The organism is Phytohabitans aurantiacus, assembly GCF_027923225.1.
Taxonomy (GTDB): domain Bacteria; phylum Actinomycetota; class Actinomycetes; order Mycobacteriales; family Micromonosporaceae; genus Phytohabitans; species Phytohabitans aurantiacus.
This window is the reverse complement of the sequence record NZ_BSDI01000057.1, coordinates 56,581-72,180: the sequence shown is the minus strand read 5'-3', so window position 1 is coordinate 72,180 and position 15,600 is coordinate 56,581. Positions and strand designations below refer to the sequence as shown.

General features: G+C 68.1%; 14 protein-coding genes. 10 read left to right on the top strand and 4 right to left on the bottom strand.

Annotated elements, in window-relative coordinates:
- The first annotated feature begins 352 nt into the window (after positions 1 to 352).
- Both QMG73_RS37730 and QMG73_RS37725 read left to right on the top strand, forming a co-directional pair.
- On the top strand, positions 353 to 574 hold the full coding sequence (locus tag QMG73_RS37730) for a hypothetical protein (protein WP_281903776.1): 222 nt from the start codon (positions 353 to 355) through the stop codon (positions 572 to 574).
- Complete coding sequence (locus QMG73_RS37725; protein ID WP_281903775.1) at positions 571 to 1,398, top strand: hypothetical protein; 828 nt, start codon at positions 571 to 573, stop codon at positions 1,396 to 1,398. Before QMG73_RS37730 ends, QMG73_RS37725 begins: the two co-directional genes overlap by 4 nt.
- A gap of 566 nt (positions 1,399 to 1,964) precedes the next feature.
- Here the strand turns inward: QMG73_RS37725 and QMG73_RS37720 are convergent.
- Positions 1,965 to 2,717, bottom strand: a complete 753-nt coding sequence (locus QMG73_RS37720; protein ID WP_281903774.1) for a DUF6928 family protein — start codon at positions 2,715 to 2,717, stop codon at positions 1,965 to 1,967.
- Positions 2,718 to 3,257: 540 nt separating this feature from the next.
- On the opposite strand from QMG73_RS37720, the gene QMG73_RS37715 reads away from it, so the two are divergent.
- On the top strand, positions 3,258 to 3,743 hold the full coding sequence (locus tag QMG73_RS37715; RefSeq protein WP_281903773.1) for a hypothetical protein: 486 nt from the start codon (positions 3,258 to 3,260) through the stop codon (positions 3,741 to 3,743).
- A gap of 100 nt (positions 3,744 to 3,843) precedes the next feature.
- The gene (locus QMG73_RS37710; protein WP_281903772.1) at positions 3,844 to 4,224 is read left to right on the top strand and encodes a P-loop NTPase family protein; all 381 of its coding nucleotides are present in this window, start codon (positions 3,844 to 3,846) and stop codon (positions 4,222 to 4,224) included.
- A gap of 412 nt (positions 4,225 to 4,636) precedes the next feature.
- Here the strand turns inward: QMG73_RS37710 and QMG73_RS37705 are convergent, their stop codons facing one another.
- Positions 4,637 to 4,969 carry a hypothetical protein gene (locus QMG73_RS37705; RefSeq protein WP_281903771.1) on the bottom strand — a complete coding sequence of 111 codons (333 nt, stop codon included), beginning with the start codon at positions 4,967 to 4,969 and terminating at the stop codon, positions 4,637 to 4,639.
- A gap of 94 nt (positions 4,970 to 5,063) precedes the next feature.
- Positions 5,064 to 5,942, bottom strand: coding sequence for a hypothetical protein (locus QMG73_RS37700; RefSeq protein ID WP_281903770.1), 879 nt, complete (start codon positions 5,940 to 5,942; stop codon positions 5,064 to 5,066).
- A gap of 272 nt (positions 5,943 to 6,214) precedes the next feature.
- Here QMG73_RS37700 and QMG73_RS37695 point away from each other — a divergent pair, with 272 nt between their 5' ends.
- The gene (locus QMG73_RS37695) at positions 6,215 to 7,687 is read left to right on the top strand and encodes a cytochrome P450 (RefSeq protein WP_281903769.1); all 1,473 of its coding nucleotides are present in this window, start codon (positions 6,215 to 6,217) and stop codon (positions 7,685 to 7,687) included.
- 6 nt (positions 7,688 to 7,693) lie between these two features.
- Positions 7,694 to 8,080 (top strand): hypothetical protein, encoded by a 387-nt coding sequence (locus QMG73_RS37690; RefSeq protein ID WP_281903768.1) that lies wholly within the window; start codon positions 7,694 to 7,696, stop codon positions 8,078 to 8,080.
- On the opposite strand, the gene QMG73_RS37685 is transcribed toward QMG73_RS37690, so the two are convergent.
- Positions 8,081 to 8,869, bottom strand: coding sequence for a GNAT family N-acetyltransferase (locus QMG73_RS37685; RefSeq protein ID WP_281903767.1), 789 nt, complete (start codon positions 8,867 to 8,869; stop codon positions 8,081 to 8,083).
- A 65-nt stretch (positions 8,870 to 8,934) separates the two neighbouring features.
- Between QMG73_RS37685 and rph the strand changes: the two genes are divergently transcribed.
- From rph to QMG73_RS37665, 4 genes are all read left to right on the top strand, one after another.
- Complete coding sequence (rph, locus tag QMG73_RS37680) at positions 8,935 to 11,532, top strand: rifamycin-inactivating phosphotransferase (RefSeq protein WP_281903766.1); 2,598 nt, start codon at positions 8,935 to 8,937, stop codon at positions 11,530 to 11,532.
- 243 nt (positions 11,533 to 11,775) lie between these two features.
- Positions 11,776 to 14,058 (top strand): NHL repeat-containing protein, encoded by a 2,283-nt coding sequence (locus tag QMG73_RS37675; RefSeq protein WP_281903765.1) that lies wholly within the window; start codon positions 11,776 to 11,778, stop codon positions 14,056 to 14,058.
- A gap of 262 nt (positions 14,059 to 14,320) precedes the next feature.
- Entirely contained in the window at positions 14,321 to 14,530 is a 210-nt protein-coding gene (locus QMG73_RS37670; protein ID WP_281903764.1) for a hypothetical protein, read from the top strand.
- Entirely contained in the window at positions 14,527 to 15,585 is a 1,059-nt protein-coding gene (locus QMG73_RS37665) for a Gfo/Idh/MocA family protein (RefSeq protein WP_281903763.1), read from the top strand. Before QMG73_RS37670 ends, QMG73_RS37665 begins: the two co-directional genes overlap by 4 nt.
- The last annotated feature ends 15 nt before the right edge of the window (positions 15,586 to 15,600 follow it).

Genomic DNA, 15,600 nt, shown 5'->3' with positions numbered 1-15,600 from the left:
CGGAGATCTGGTGACCACCCACCCGGAGAACTCATGTCCGCACAGCCGGAGGTCCGCGGTCCGCACAACCGGAGATCGAGATGTCCGTTGACAGATCCGACGTGAACCCTTGCGAGCCAGTGCCATGTCAACCCCCTACGTTCCGGGCCGAACCTACGGGCGGTAACCGATTCCGGTCCACAGCATTTCGCGTACCGCTTCCACTGATCACGCCGCACCTCAACACGCCTCGTCCTGACCGGGGCATGGAATCGCGTGCCGTTCGATGCTGGGGGTCCGGGCCTTCGGTGATCGGACGGTGCGCCGGGTCGGCCGAGTGAACGATGTCGCAAGCGGGCGACGATCATCGACGATGAGTCGCGTGTCTCCGACCATGTCGACGGTGAGCGACGATCACCGCGAGCAACTATTCACCGACCAGGCGCCGGCTTTGGCTGGCCATCCCTGGTTCGGCTACCTGGCGACGCCGGTCGTGCTACCGGAACCAGTCGAGCTGTCGACGACCGACCCGCCCGGTCAGCTGGTCATGGCCGAGTTGGAATGGCAGGGGCGCCGGCTGGTATGGGGCCGATGACGCGGCGCCTGTGGCTTGGTCGCGGCGCCGCCGTGGGGGTGGGCGTCGGGGCGTTGTCGTTTGTGTGGTTGCGGGCGGCGTACCCGGAACCCGACCACTGGCTGGCGAGCCTGATCGTCGGCGGGCTGCCGCCGGTGCTGGCTCTGGTCGCCGCGGTGCTGCTGTCAATCGCGTACTTCTGGCGGCGACCCGGGCCGGCGGCGTTCGTCACGGGCGACGACGGCCGCACCTTTCTGGCACCACCAGCTGGGCGGGCCGTGTGGTGGCCGGCGGCCCTGCTGATGATGCTGAGCGTCAACCTCAGCACCTATCTGTCCTTCACCCTGGAGCCCGCCGGTGATCCCGAACCGGAAGGACTGCTGACCACATTGGACCCCGTGTTCTTGACGATCCTGGGATTGGCGGGCGTCGCGGCGACCGGACTTCAGCTGACGGCCATCTGGGCCGGCTGGCCGCGGGTCGAGCTGACCCCGGAAGGAGTCCGAGTACAGGCCCCACTCGGCGTCATCGCAGTGCCGTGGCAGGCACTGCGGCCCGGCTTTCCTTGGCAGCCATCCCTGCGCGCGGACACGCTGGCACTGACCATCGACCAGCCACACCTCGTCCGCCGGCGCGGCCTGGTCGGAACGAAACGGGCGGTCCCGACCTTGTGGCTCGACATACACCCGTGGGTCCTCGCCGACGCGATCCGCTACTACGTCGCACACCCCGAACACCGCGCCGCCATCGGCACCGCGACCGAACACGACCGGCTACGGCAAACACTGCACGCCGGCCTCCCCCCACCCCCGGCAGCCATCGCCGGCCGGCCAACCCCGCGATAACGCACGCCAACCCGGCCCCTCCATCCCGCCGAAGGACTAACACAGCGCCCAAGGTCAACCGGCTCCGCGAGTTGATCGCCGAGGAGGCCGAGCGCGAGGCCTTCGACAGGCTGCTCGCAACACCCAACCTGCGGAACGCGCTTGATGAAGCACTGAAAGGTCGAAGACAGTGCGTCGCAGAGGCGACGGATTCGCGGTTGGCCGCCGGGCTTTCCTGTGACAGGAGATCGAGGCCATCGCCGTCGCCTGAAGCCGGGCCGCCGTGAGCACCCAGCCCGCGGACCGTCGGGCCCTCAACGCAGCCGATATTGCCTTGCTGTTCTGCCGACGAGAGTGCGCCCTTTCGGCGCACCGCCGCAAGGGCAAATGCTCCGCAGCCAGGGCCGTCGAGTCGGATGGCACCGCCGCGGGTCACGCGCAGTCCACAGTGGTGGGCGGGCGCCACGACGTCAGCGCGGACGTGTTTCCCGGGTTCGTGAAGCGAGTTCGCCGTGGTCGGTTGGCCCTTGGGTTTGGGATGAAGCGGTGACACTGGGCAGGGATGGACGCCTGTCCGGTGGTCGAGGTCAGGATTCGCCATCGCTGGTCTCGCGGAGCGTGCCGTCGGGCATCATGCGGTAGCGGCGAGGCGATTCCATGCGCTTCAGAAGCTGGTCCATTGTGGTCTCGCGTTCCGACTGCTCGCGCCCGGTGAGGTCGGCGGCCCGAAAGCCGTGCAGGTGAACGCCGAACGGATCGACGTCGTCCGGGTGGGGGCGCCCCTCAAGGATGAAACCAAACAGCGCGCGGAGGGCATCCTCGCCCAGTTCCAGCGGGTGGAAGGGCAGCGGGTACGGATCCTGCGAGAACGTCGGCTCGACCGGATGCCTGCCCGCCCAGTACGGCAATTCGAACTCGTACGGCTCGCCGATGTCCTCGGCGATACCGCCGTCTGGGGACAGGCTCAGCGAGCGGACGAGGTCACCGTTCTCCCACACGGCAAAGCACAGTGAGTCGGAGACCGAGTGCATCCCGTGCATGATGATCCGCCGGTCCGCTCCGGCCCGGAGCAGGCGGGCGGGCAGCTGCGACGGACGGTCGCAGACGAGCCGGCGGTCGCAGAACAGCTCGGCGCCGGCCAGAGCGGTCGCGTAGCTGGTGTCGTCCGGTGGGTAGACATCGTCACCGAGTGAGCCGTCGCCCAGCGGTGTCACCTCGTAGCCGGGGTGTAGCTCGCGTACCAGCTCGATGACCTCCGCCGGGTCCGACCGGGTCGCTCCCCGCAGGGCGGGAGGCAGATCGTCGTCGGTGAAAGCGAGCAGTGCCGTCTTCGCGCCCATCGGGCCTCCGCCTCCAACGGTGATGATCACCGCAGACTACGCGCGGCAGTTCATCACCCCGGCAAGAGGGCCGCGGCCGTCAACACCCAACGCTCGATCGAACATTCGCCTACCTGCATCCTCGTTGGTGTCGGATCAGACCGCTATCACCCCACGAAATGAGCTGCGAACGGCTCACGCGTACTCGCGGACGCCGGCCATCGCGTTGGAGGACCCCGCGTACAAGTCGGGTCAAGCCCGCGCCGCCGCGTCCACTGTGGATTCCGCACCGTACCCACATCAGGGTCCGGAGCGCGCAGTGCCAATTGCTGGCGCGGAGCGTCGCGATCCCTATACGGCGGCGGCGACGTCGGTCAGCGCTGCGGCAGGCGTCCGGCCGAGGCGGGTACCGGCGGCCCTGGTATCGGTGGCGCAGATCCTGAGACGGCGAGGGCTGCCAGGACGAGGGTGAGCGCCGAGAACAGTGCACCCGATCTTGTCGACGACAGTGCTCGACAGCCGCGACAGCGAAGTGGGCGACGATTTCGTAGAGTCGGTGGTGTGGGGTACGTCCTCCAGGGTGTGATTGGATCGGCCGCCGCATTGCAGCCGGTTGCAGGATTGGTGAGCGCGGTCGTAGTGCGACTCGGTCAGGGGCTGTGCCTACTGCCCATGACCGGGAGCCTCTTCGACGAGGTGACGCGAGGTGATGCCGTTGACTCGCGCTTCGCGCTGTGCGAGCGCTTTCCGCCAGGCTTTGACAGTCTGCTGGCCGGATGGTCAAGGAGGGGGCCGGTTGCCTACGTCGAGGCCGATTTCTGGGGCGGGACAGGGACGCAGTTCGCGGCGGTATGGGACGCCGGTGAGCTTGTGCTCGGGCCGATCGTGGACGGTCTGGACGCACCTCCTGCCGTTGTCCGCCGGTCTGCGATCTCTCAGGCACTTCGTAGACTCGGTGCCAGCGCGCACAGGCACATCGATGAGTTCGCCGCGGTCGGACTTGATAGGCACCGCCACGTGGAGGACTGGCTCGAGGGACAATCGTAGGCGGCGATGTCCTCATCAGCGAAGTGATCGCTACATTCGGGTGCCTTTCGCCGTGAGCTGTCGTGCGGTCTGGTCGCTGGCCGCGATGTAGTCTTCGAGTGTGGACGGACCGATCCTCGCTCCTCGTGTGCTCGTGATCGGGCTCGATCCGTATCGCGTGCCGGGGCCATGGGATCCTCAGCCGATAGCAGACGGCATCGAGATCGGGAAGTCGCGATTCGTCAGACATGGTGTCGGGGCTGTGTTCTGCCTGGTCGCCCTCGACGGCAGTGATGATGTGGAGGCGGTCGTCACCACTGGCCTTCGCAGCCAGCTCTGGGAGTGCGTCGTCATTGGCGGCGGTGTGCGCAACGAGTTGGAGCTGTTCGAGCGGGTGATCAACCTGGTACGTCGGCACGCTCCCGGCGCCGCGATCGCATTCAGCTCCACTCCTGCGGACACATTCGAGGCGGCCGCCCGCTGGATTGACGTTCCCGGATAATCACCTGCCGCCGATCTCGCGCCCGGTCCGCGCGACCGTCAGGCAATTCCTTGCTCTGGGGCCGCCCCATCGAGCCTGATAGTGCTCCGCGCGATCGATGACCTCAGACGGGATGCCGGCCTCTTGCCAGCTTCGGCGCCATTGGCTGACTGGTGGCGCATCGAGCCAGGCTCCATGGACACCGACGAAGCGACGTGCGCGCTTACTCAAACCCGTCGGCGGATCGCGAAACCCACCATCGCCGCATGCTATCCGCGGTGCTGCCGATCGAGACACCTCGGAGCGCTGCCTGACCATGGGCCGGCGCACTGCCATGCCGCAACAAGTGCGCGGATCGCGGCGACGGCAGCAGAGCGTGCTCGGATATCCAGGCGACTGCCGTCGCCGCGCGGCGCCCTGAGGCGTCGACGCACTACTTCGGCATCGCCAACATCGACTTTGTCAAGTTTCGCAGGTCGTCGACCACGGCAGGCCGTTCCACCCAGCCTGCTACCTCCCAACGCTCCAGCAACATGAACAAATCAACCTCTGCACCGCAAAGCGGTCGGGTCTGGGCGATCTGACGTACGGCCGCATTCACGCCGGCCGTAAGGTCGGTCACGGACGTTTCGCCGCGCAGGAACGGCGGCAGATGCTCTGTGATGAGCACGTGCGGCGTATTCGTGGGCACAGCAGCATGATGGCCGGCGTGCTGCCATTTAGCACCGGGATAACCGGCGCAGCGCCCTGTCGAGCCGCGATCCATCGCGGCGCTCCTGGACAGCGCGAGGACTGGTGACCCTCAATACCAAGGCCGCCCGGCAGGAACTGTGGAAAGCGCGAGCAAACCGTGGAGCGGTTCAGCTGTTGAGTTCGGTGACGAGGGTGCGGAGCCAGGGTTGGGCCAGCGCTGGTTCGCGGCCGATGGCGCGGGCCAGGGTGTGGCGTCCGGCTCGGCTGCGGCCGTAGGCGACCAACGCGGCGGCTTGGGCGAGGGCTTGGCGGGTCTGTTCGTCGCGTTCGGGTCCTGGTACTTCGGCCAGCCACTGGTCGGGACGAAACGAGCGGGTCAGCTTGGTCTGGTGATCGCCGAAGTACGACCAGACGATCGGGTGCAGCGACACGTTCGTCACCGCGCGGGCGGGTAGGTGGCGGGTCCATGCCGCGTGGTGCTGCCAGCGGTACGTGTTCGGGCTGGTTTTCGTGCGGCTGGTGACTCCGACGAACCGTAGCTTGCGGCGAATGACCGGCCATGGCTCGCGCTCGTCGTCGATCCAGGATGACAGCAGGTCGAACAACTCGGTGAAGGTTGAGCCGCGGTCGACCACGTCCACGAAGGTTACCGCGCGCTGCGCTCTGGCAAGGCCGTGAGGTGTCACGCCAGCGGTGGTCAGGACCCGGCGCGCTTGTGCTCGCTCCGCCGCGGTAAGCGAGCGTGGCCGCCACTGTCGCCCTGTCCAGGCGCCGGGGCGTTGGAACGACAAGGGTAGCCGTCGCGGCGCCCGCTCGTCACGGGTGTCGGCCAGTGCGCCGCCGAGCAGGTCGAACATCGAGTCCAGGGACCTGCCGACGAAGACCAGGTTACCGTTGCCGCTGCGGGCGATCACCTTGCCGGCGCACGCGACGAGGTCGTCAAGGAACCACAGGTCCGGCGGGTTGGTTCCGCCGAGCAGCGTGCCGAGTTGGTCGGGAGTGATCAGGTCCCAGCGGAACGGGACGCTTTGCTCGGCTGCCGGCACGTTGGGATCCTGCCACGATCCAGCAGGGGCGGCGATCGAGATGCCGTGATCCTCGAAAGGCGGCGCCGCGTATTTGGGATGCTGTCGCTTGGGTGGAATGTGACACTGCCGCGCGCTGGAGAAGTTTCGGTGTGCGAGGTGCGGAAACGTGCTGAGCGTCCAGGTCCGGTTGGTGGAGCTGCCGGCGGGGCCGCACTGGTCGCTTTTGGACTGCCACCAGGTGAAACCTCCGCTTCTCGACCCCGGCACCTATGCGGTCGATGAGGCCGCGTATGGCCGTGATCAGGTCGTTGGCACGTTCGTGCTCTGCACCCGGCGACGTGCGCGGTACCCGATTCGTCCATGATCTGGACGCGGCTGAATATTTGGACGGTGCTCACGGCGATGAGGGGGCGCTGGATGGAGGCTGGTGGCCGATCCCGGTCCAGTGTGGACAGATATTCGCGGCCTACTGCGGATCAAGCCGTTGCGTTACTGCGCAAACTCATGGCCGCCCCAACCCGCTTGGTACGTATGCTGGGGCGGTGTCTGAGGTAGTGCAGAGTCCGGAAGTCTTGTTTCTGCTGGGTGAGCTGACGACGATGGTGGGTCGGGAGGACCCGTACCCGCGATATGCGCGGCTGAGGCAGATTTCGCCGGTCGTGCGGGCGCAGGATGGCGCGTTGGCTGTGACCGGCTACGCGGACTGTGCGAGTGTGGTCCGCGATGGGCGGTTCGCGCACATGCCTCCCGACAACCTGTTGGCTTTCGTCGGGTTTCCGGACTGGCGCGAGCATCCGGCACTGCTGCATCTTTTCACCAGTATGATCACTCTAAACCCGCCTGACCACACCCGGCTGCGGCGGCTCGTGAGCTCCGCGTTCACCGCGCGACGGGTGCAGGCGCTGCGACCGGCGATCGAGCGGATGGTCGACGGCTTGCTCGATCAGTTGAGCGGTGATGTCGACTTCGTCGAGTCTTTCGCGTTCCCGTTGCCGGTCAATGTTATCGGTGAGTTGCTCGGGATACCGGTGGAGGATCGCGGGCAGTTCCAGTCGCTGGTGCGTGACTGGGCGCAGGTGCTCGAGGTGATTTCTCCTGAGGTGGTGAGCCGAGCGGATCCGGCCGCCGCCACGATCCGCGATTATCTTGCCGGGCTCGTCGAGGAGCGCCGCCGGCGGCCTGCCGACGATCTGGTCAGCGCGCTGGTCCAGGCGCAGGCCACCGACGACCGGCTCTCCGACGAGGAAGTGCTGAGCAATGCGGCCTTCCTGTTCGCCGCGGGCTTCGAGACCACCACAAATCTGCTGTCCAACGGCTTGGCCGCGCTCTTGGCGCACCCCGACCAATTCAAGCTTCTCGCCGAGAACCCCGCACTCGCCGGGCCAGCCGTCGAGGAGTTGCTCCGATTCGACAGTCCGGTGCAGATCAGCAGTCGGGTGGCGACCGAACGGGTCGAGATCGGTGGGGTCGCTGTCGAGGAGGGCGAACGGGTGATCGCCTATCTCGGTGCGGGCAACCGTGACCCTGAGCGGTTCGCTGACCCGGATTGCCTTCAGCTGGACCGCCCGGACAACTCACCGCTGTCGTTCGGCGGCGGCATCCACTACTGCCTCGGTGCGCCGCTTGCCCGGCTGGAAGCACAGATCGCGTTTCCCGCACTCGTGCGCCGCTTTCCGGCACTGGCCGCGGCCGGTCCTGGTCAACGTCGCAACAGCTTGACCCTGAAGGGATTCAGTTCGTTGCCCATCCGCACGACGGGATAGGGGCTTGTGGACGCGGAGGGTGAGGCCGCGGGAGCGACGGTATGTACCGCGACGAGCGTCGCGGTAGCTCGAATATGGGCCGCCGTCGCTCTCGTGCTGGGGGCGGCCGCGTGTGGTCCACATGAGACGGACACCGCCCCGACCCAGTCGGTGGTGCTTGTCTTCGACACCAAGACGTGCCGCAACAGCGGCACCGTCCAGGCGCTGGGCGTCGTGTGGGAGCTCGTCGACGCGGTGCCGATCGCGTGGCGGAAGACGGGCGAACAGGCTGGGAGCCTGAGTGCCGTCGAAGGCCGGAACGCCACGTTCACGGCCGGCGACGGCACGGTGCTGAGAGTCACCAACGGGCCGCACGAACAAGAGTGCGTCGGCTGGGACGACCCCGGCGGCTGATTATCGCTGCCAGTTGTAGGGCGTTGTCGTCGAGACCTTGACCAGGCCGGAGCGTTCGAGGATCGGACGGGAGTACTCGGTGGAGTCGCTGTTGATCAGTGTCTTGCCCATGCGCAGGGCCGAGCGGGCCCGCTCGGCGGTCAACGCCCGGTAGATTCCTCGACGGCGCCACTCCGCACGGGTCGCGCCGCCCCAGATCCCGGCGAAGCTCGTTCCCGCTACCGGCTCCAGCCGGCCGGCGCTCACGATCTGGCCCTCGGCTTCGGCGACCCACAACTCCATCCCGTCGCGGGTGGCCAGGCGGCGCAGCAGGGCGTCCGCCGATTCGACGCTGACGGGCTCGCCGAAGGTCTCGTCCTGCATCGCGCTCATCGCGCGGACGTCCGGTTCCTCGGTCACCCGACGCAGGGTCACGCCCTCGGGCAACGGAACGTCGACGTCCAGCAGCCGCGCCTCGCCGATCATGATCGACTCGGGCTCGTCCGGGACGAACCCGTTCTCCAGCAACGCCTCGTGCAGCCCAGGCGCGTGGTCGTGCCCGCGGGTCTTCCACTCGACCCGGTCAACCTCGGGGTTGGCCTGGTAGTGTGCCAGCGCCTCCGGGACGAGGCGCCGGATCGCGTCGGCATCCGCGCCGCCCAGGTCGCGATACGTGATGAATCCGCGACCACCCGCGAACGTCGCGAGGCGCAGCGGCCCGTGCCGGGCGACCGAGAGCGCGCCAGGCGTCTCGGCATCGGTGCGGAGCTGCTCGTCATAGGCCGCAAGAAGGTGCGCGGTGTCGATCATGTCGTCACAGTGCAATGGCCGGCCTGAGGAAGCAACCCATATAACGTAGCGGGGGAGGTATCGCAGTGAGCGAGCAGTACGTGTTGGACTTTCACGAGACCGGTCAGGCGCGGGTCGCCGTCGTGGGCGGCAAGGGTGCACACCTGGGGGAGTTGTCGCGGATCGAAGGCATCCGCGTGCCGGCCGGTTTCTGCGTGACGACCGACGCCTTCCGGCGGATCATGACCGAGGCGCCGTCGATCAATGATCAACTGGACCGGCTGTCGCGCCTGGACGCGGATGACCGGGCGGCGATCCAGGCGCTCAGCGCGGAGATCCGCCAGACGATCGAGGGCGTCCCCATCCCCGACGATCTGGCGGCGGCGGTCACCGGCGCGCTCGCACGGTTCGGCGAGCAAGCCGCCTATGCCGTCCGGTCGAGCGCGACGGCGGAGGACCTGCCGACGGCGTCCTTCGCCGGCCAGCAGGACACGTACCTGAACGTCGTGGGCCCGGCGGCGATCCTGCGGCACATCAGCCGGTGCTGGGCGTCGCTGTTCACCGAGCGGGCCGTGACGTACCGCCAGCACAACGGCTTCGACCACCGGAAGGTTCACATGGCCGTGGTCGTACAGCGGATGGTCTTCCCGCAGGCGGCCGGCATCCTGTTCACGGCCGACCCCGTCACCGGCAACCGGAAGGTCGCCGCCGTCGACGCCAGCTTCGGCCTCGGCGAGGCACTGGTCTCCGGCCTGGTGAACCCGGACGTCTTCAAGGTGCGCGACGGCGAGGTCGTCGACAAGACGGTCGCCGCGAAGCAGGTCGCCATCCAGGCCGAGCCGGCGGGCGGCACCCGGGTACTGGCCGTCGACCCGGAGCGGCAGGAACAGCCCGCCCTGACGGACGCGCAGGCCGTGCGGCTCGTGGCACTGGGGCGCCGGATCGAAGCGCACTTCGGGCGCCCGCAGGACATCGAATGGTGCCTGGTCGACGACGACTTCCAGATCGTTCAGAGCCGGTCGATCACCACGCTGTTTCCCATCCCCGAGACCGGTGACGGACAGAACCACGTCTACCTCTCCGTCGGCCACCAGCAGATGATGACCGACCCCCTCAAGCCGCTGGGGCTCTCGTTCTGGCAGATGACGACCCCGGTACCCATGGCCGAGGCCGGCGGCCGCCTGTTCGTCGACATCACCCAGAGGCTGGCGTCGCCGGCGAGCCGCGCCAGCTTCCTGGAGCTCGTGGGGAAATCCGATCCGCTGACCGGCGACGCGCTGCGGACCGTCCTCGATCGCGACGGCTTCATCCAGCCGCTCCCCGACGAGGGACCTCCCAGGCCGCTGCCGGGCGGCGGGCCCGCCCCGGCAGCGAACGATCCGGCGATCGTCACCGAACTGATCGGGCGCAGCGAGGCGTCCATCGCCGCCACGGAGCGCGAGATCCGGACGAAGTCCGGAGTGGCGCTGTTCGACTTCATCCAGGAGGACCTCCAGGAACTGAGGCGGATCCTGTTCGATCCGCAGAGCCATCAGGTGTTCATGTCGGCGATGGAGGCCACGTGGTGGCTCAACGAACGGCTGGAGGAGTGGCTGGGTGAGAAGAACGTGGCGGACACGCTCACGCAGTCCGTGCCCCACAACGTCACCTCGGAGATGGGGCTGGCGCTGCTCGACGTCGCTGACGTGATCCGCCCGTATCCGGAGGTGGTGGCGTTCCTGCGGAACGTCGAGGGGGAGGGGTTCCTGGACGAGCTGCCCGGGCTCGCGGGCGGGCGCGAGGCGCGGGACGCCATCGAGGCTTGGCTCGACAAGTACGGCATGCGGTGCGTCGGCGAGATCGACATCACGCGGCCGCGCTGGAGCGAGCGCCCCTCCATGCTCGTCGCCATGATCCTCGGCAACATCAAGAACTTCGAGCCGGGTGCCGGGCCGCGGCGCTTCGAGCAGGGCCGGCAGGAGGCCTTGAACAAGGAGCAGGAGCTGCTCGGGCGCTTGCGCGCCCTGCCGGACGGGGAGAGCAAGGCCGACGAGACACAGCGGATGATCGAGCGGGTCCGGACCTTCATCGGGTACCGGGAGTACCCGAAGTACGGCATGGTGAGCCGCTACTTCGTCTACAAACGGGCACTGCTGGAGGAGGCCGAGCGCCTCGTGCGGGCCGGTGTGCTGGGTGAGACGGAGGACATCTTCTACCTCTCGTTCGCCGAGCTCCACGACGTCGCGCGCACGAACCAGGTGGACGGCGAGCTCATCCAGCGGCGCAAGGAAGCGTTCGGCGCGTATGAGGCGCTCACGCCGCCCCGGGTGCTCACCTCGGACGGCGAGGCCATCACCGGGGCGTACCGGCGCAACGACGTGCCGGCCGGTGCCCTGGTCGGCCTGCCCGTCTCCGCCGGCACCATCGAGGGCACCGCCCGCGTCGTGCTCGACATGGCCGAGGCCAACCTCGAAGCCGGCGACATCCTGGTCACGGCGTACACGGATCCCAGCTGGACGCCGCTGTTCGTCGCGATCGGGGGACTGGTGACGGAGGTGGGCGGCCTGATGACCCATGGCGCGGTGGTCGCCCGGGAGTACGGCTTGCCGGCCGTCGTCGGTGTGGTCGACGCGACCCGGCTGATCCGCGATGGGCAGCGGATCCGCGTGCACGGCACCGACGGATACATCGAGATCCTCTCCTGAGCCAAGGCATGGAAATGCATGCATGGAAATTCCATTAGCGATTTGTTTCGAACGCGTGATTGCGTGAATTCCTTTCACGCAATCACCCATTGGCGTGATGAAAAACAATATATGAAGCCGTACGACGAATTGCCGGCGGCCAAATAGTACGTCGACGATCGGCGATCAACCGATGGTGCTCATTGTCAATGCGCCACTACCGTGCGTAGGCATTGATGGTCCTTCCTCCGTTGGGAGAGTGGCATGCACCTGTCCATCGGCGCCGCACTCGGCGCACTCACCATGGTGATTCCCGCCCTGGTGGCGTTACCTGGGAGCCCGGCCGCCGCCGCGGTCACCGGCACGAACGTGCTTTACACGACTAATGCCGATTTCGACGAGGGAACGCTGCAGGACGTCAACCACGACGCGCCGAACAATGACCAACTGCAGCTCGACCGTACGCAGACGTTCTTTCCGTACGTGAACATCGCGAAGTCAGCGGCCGGGACGATGGTCCGCATCGACGTCAACTCCGGCACCGTGCTCGGTGAGTGGTTCTCGGCGCCCAGCGGGCGGGGGCGCGACCCGTCCCGGACCACAGTGGACCGGCTGGGCAACACCTGGCTGTCCAATCGCGCCGAAGCGGCCGGCGGCGACGGCTCGGTGACCCGGGTCGGTGTCGTGGTAGGCGGCACGCGCTCCAACGTGGACGGTACGCCGAACGCGGCCGGCGACTACCTGAAGCCGCCGTTCGCGTACAACACCTGCGACGACCGGGACGACGACGGGCTGATCGCCACCTCGCGCGGGATGGGTGATGTGCGACCGTGGACAAACGCGGGTGGCGTGGACAACGACGGCGGCGTGGAGACCGCGGCGGACGAATGCGTCATCAACTACACCCGCGTCAACGGCACGAACACCCGGACGGTGGCCGTGGACGCGGAGAACAACCTGTGGACCGGCGGTTCCGACAACGACCACGAGAAGCTCAACGGGGTGACCGGGGATCCGGTCGACGATACCCAGATCAACTTCGGTTGCGGGGGCTACGGCGGTCTGATCGACAAGGCGGGAACGCTGTGGTCGGCGCGGTTCGGCGCCAACCTGCTGCGCTTCGAGCCAGACCCGGCGCCCGGCAGCGGTGCCTGCCTGAACAACAGCCACGGCGACTACGGCCTGGGCATGGACCCGGTGACCGGCGAGATCTGGCACACCAGAGTCGACGCCGGCGCGGTGGTGAAGATGGCACCCGACGGCACGGTGCTGGGCACGTTCCCGCACGGCAACACGTTCGCCCAGGGCGTCGCCGTCGACGCCAGCGGCAACGTGTGGGTGGCGCACTCCATCCTCGGCCCACAGACGACGGTCGGCCACCTGCGTACCGACGGCACGTTCGTCGGCAACGTCTCGCTACCCGGCGGCAGCGGCCCGACCGGCGTGGCGGTCGACAGCAACGGCAAGATCTGGGTCGCCAACCGCGACAGCAGCAACGCCATGCGGATCGACCCGGACGCCGGCCCACCGGGTGGCGGCGGATTCCCCGTCGGCGCGGTCGACCTGACGGTCAATCTCGGCGCCAACTCCTTCCCGTACAACTACAGCGACATGACGGGCTCGGTGCTCGGTGAGGTCACCGCACCGGTTGGTACGTGGTCCGTGGTACAGGACGGAGGCGTCGCCGGCCAGACGTGGGGCAAGGTCACCTGGAACACCGAGCCGCAGGGCGACGTGCCGGCGGGCACCAGCATCACCGTGGAGGCCCGCACCGCGAACGCGGAAGCGGACCTGGCGGCGCAGCCCTTCGTACCGGTCGGAAACGGCGTCCAGTTCGGCCTCGTCGGGCGCTTCATCGAGGTACGGGCGACGCTGCTGGCCAGCCCGTCCGGCGCCAGCCCGATCCTGTCCGACCTGCGTATCGAGGCCGCTGACCGCAATGGCGTCTTCTCCTGTATCGCGACCGTGCTGCGTATCGCCGGCCTGACCTCGACCGTGGCCAACCCGCCGGACGTGCCCTGTGCCGACGACCACGAGACGCTGGCCCAGGTGGCGCTGAACTCCGGCGTCATCAACGTGGCGGCGACCGGGCTCGACGCGGTCACCGACCAGACGCCGGACAACCTGGCGGTGGCGCCTCCCGCGCCGGGCGACAACGCGACGGCGACGGCGAAGGTGCTCACCACCAAGATCACGTCCGGTCTGATCGTGCCGCTCGTCACGATCGAGTTGGGCGTGATCACGTCCAGCGCGAAGGCCACCTGTGTGGCCGGACCGGGCGGTACCTTGGTGCCGTCCTTCACCGGCTCGTCCAGCATCGCGAGCCTGAAGATCAACGGACTGCCGGTCACCGTCGGAAGCGCGCCGCTGACCATCCCGCTGGTTATCGGTTCGTTGCGGCTGAACAGCACCACGACCACCGCCACCACGGTCACGCAGCACGCCGTCATCCTCGACACCCTGGTGACGGATGTGACCATCGGCGAGGCGAAGGCCAACGTCGAGGCCAAACCTGGCCACCCGGGCGGTCACCCCTGCCAGGTGTGACCATCGCGAATCCGTAGGGGTCCCCGGCCGGTCAACGGCCGGGGACCCCCTTGCGGTACCTACCTACTTCACCAAGGACCTACTTCACCGAGATATCGCCGGACGTCAGTGAGCCGGTGGCCGTACGCGGCTGCTCGTCGACCCAGAGCAGGAAGACGTCGCCGGTGCCGCGGGGGCTGTTGTCTTCCACGTACGCCAGGAAGGTGAACGCACCTGAATGGTGAGCTTGCGGCTCCTGTCCTCCCACATCAAGGTGCCTGACGTGGTCTGGCCCTTGCGCTTGGCGGTGAACGTGGCGCAGCCCTCCGCGGTGCGCACCGTGCCTGTGACGGTGCCGGCGGACTGGGTCACCGTCACCCCGACCGGCGTCGCGGCGCCGGCGAGGTGGCGGTCGGTCGCGGCGACGGTGGCGCTGACCGTGTGCGTGCCAGGACCCGGGTGGCTGTCGACGCGCACTACGGTGATCGGGTGACCACCTTCGCGCTTGCCGGGTTCGGCTTTCGAGCCGCCGCGTTCCACCGCGTGGCGCGGGCACTGCCGCAGGTGCGCTGCGTCGGCGCGGTGGTGCGGGCGCCGGGAAACCGTACGCTGCCGGTGCCCGCCTACGGCGACCTGACGGAGTGCGTGCGCGAGGCACGGCCGGACTTCCTGGTCACCGCCGTCCCGTGGACCGCCAATCCGGGGATCATCGCCGACGCGGTCGCGCTCGGGCTGCCGGTACTGGCCGAGACGCCGCCCGCCGCGGACCTGCCCGGCCTGCGGGCGCTGTGGGCGGCGGTCGGAGGGTCGGGGTTGGTACAGGTCGCCGAGCAGTACCTGCTGATGCCCGGGCACGCCGCCCGGCTCGCCGCGGTTCGCTCCGGCGTCATCGGTGCCCCGACACAGGTGCAGGTCTCCTCGACCCAGCAGTACCACGCGGTCTCGCTGATCCGTGGCCTGCTCGGCGCCGGTCACGCTCCTGCCCGCGTACGGGCGGTGCGGACCGTGGCGCCGCTGCTCGACCCCCTCGACCGGGCCGGCTGGACCGACGATCCGCGGCCGAAGCAGGCGACGACGACGATCGCCACGCTGCACTTCGACGGTGGTGGGTCCGGTGTCTACGATTTCACGACCGGGCAGACTCGCAACCTGCTGCGGTTTCGCCGGTTGCTGGTCCGTGGCACGCACGGTGAGCTGAGCGACGACGAGATCGTGCACATGCCCGCGCCGCAGACCATCACCCGCACCCCGATGGTGCGCCGGCAGAGCGGCCACGACCTGGACCTCAATGGCTTCGACACCGAGACGATCGCCCTCGGCGCGCAGGTGTTGTACCGCAACCCGTACCCGGGGTGCCGTTTCAACGACGACGAGATCGCCACCGCGACCCTGCTGGACGCGATGGCGGCCTGGGTACGCGGGGCGGGCCCGCCGCCGTATCCGCTGGCCGACGGCGCGCAGGATCACCTGCTGGCTCTGGCTATCGAGCAAGCGGCCGACACCGGCCAGGAAATCACCACAACCACCGAAGCCTGGTCGGCGGAGTAGGCGACTCCACCGTTC

Excerpts from the sequence above, each read along its gene's own strand:
- QMG73_RS37675 (WP_281903765.1), top strand. The coding sequence starts at position 11,776 with ATGCACCTGTCCATCGGCGCCGCACTCGGCGCACTCACCATGGTGATT.
- QMG73_RS37695 (WP_281903769.1), top strand. The coding sequence starts at position 6,215 with ATGGCCGTGATCAGGTCGTTGGCACGTTCGTGCTCTGCACCCGGCGAC.
- QMG73_RS37685 (WP_281903767.1), bottom strand. The coding sequence starts at position 8,869 with ATGATCGACACCGCGCACCTTCTTGCGGCCTATGACGAGCAGCTCCGC.
- QMG73_RS37720 (WP_281903774.1), bottom strand. The coding sequence starts at position 2,717 with ATGGGCGCGAAGACGGCACTGCTCGCTTTCACCGACGACGATCTGCCT.
- QMG73_RS37730 (WP_281903776.1), top strand. The coding sequence starts at position 353 with ATGAGTCGCGTGTCTCCGACCATGTCGACGGTGAGCGACGATCACCGC.
- QMG73_RS37725 (WP_281903775.1), top strand. The coding sequence starts at position 571 with ATGACGCGGCGCCTGTGGCTTGGTCGCGGCGCCGCCGTGGGGGTGGGC.
- QMG73_RS37705 (WP_281903771.1), bottom strand. The coding sequence starts at position 4,969 with ATGGATCGCGGCTCGACAGGGCGCTGCGCCGGTTATCCCGGTGCTAAA.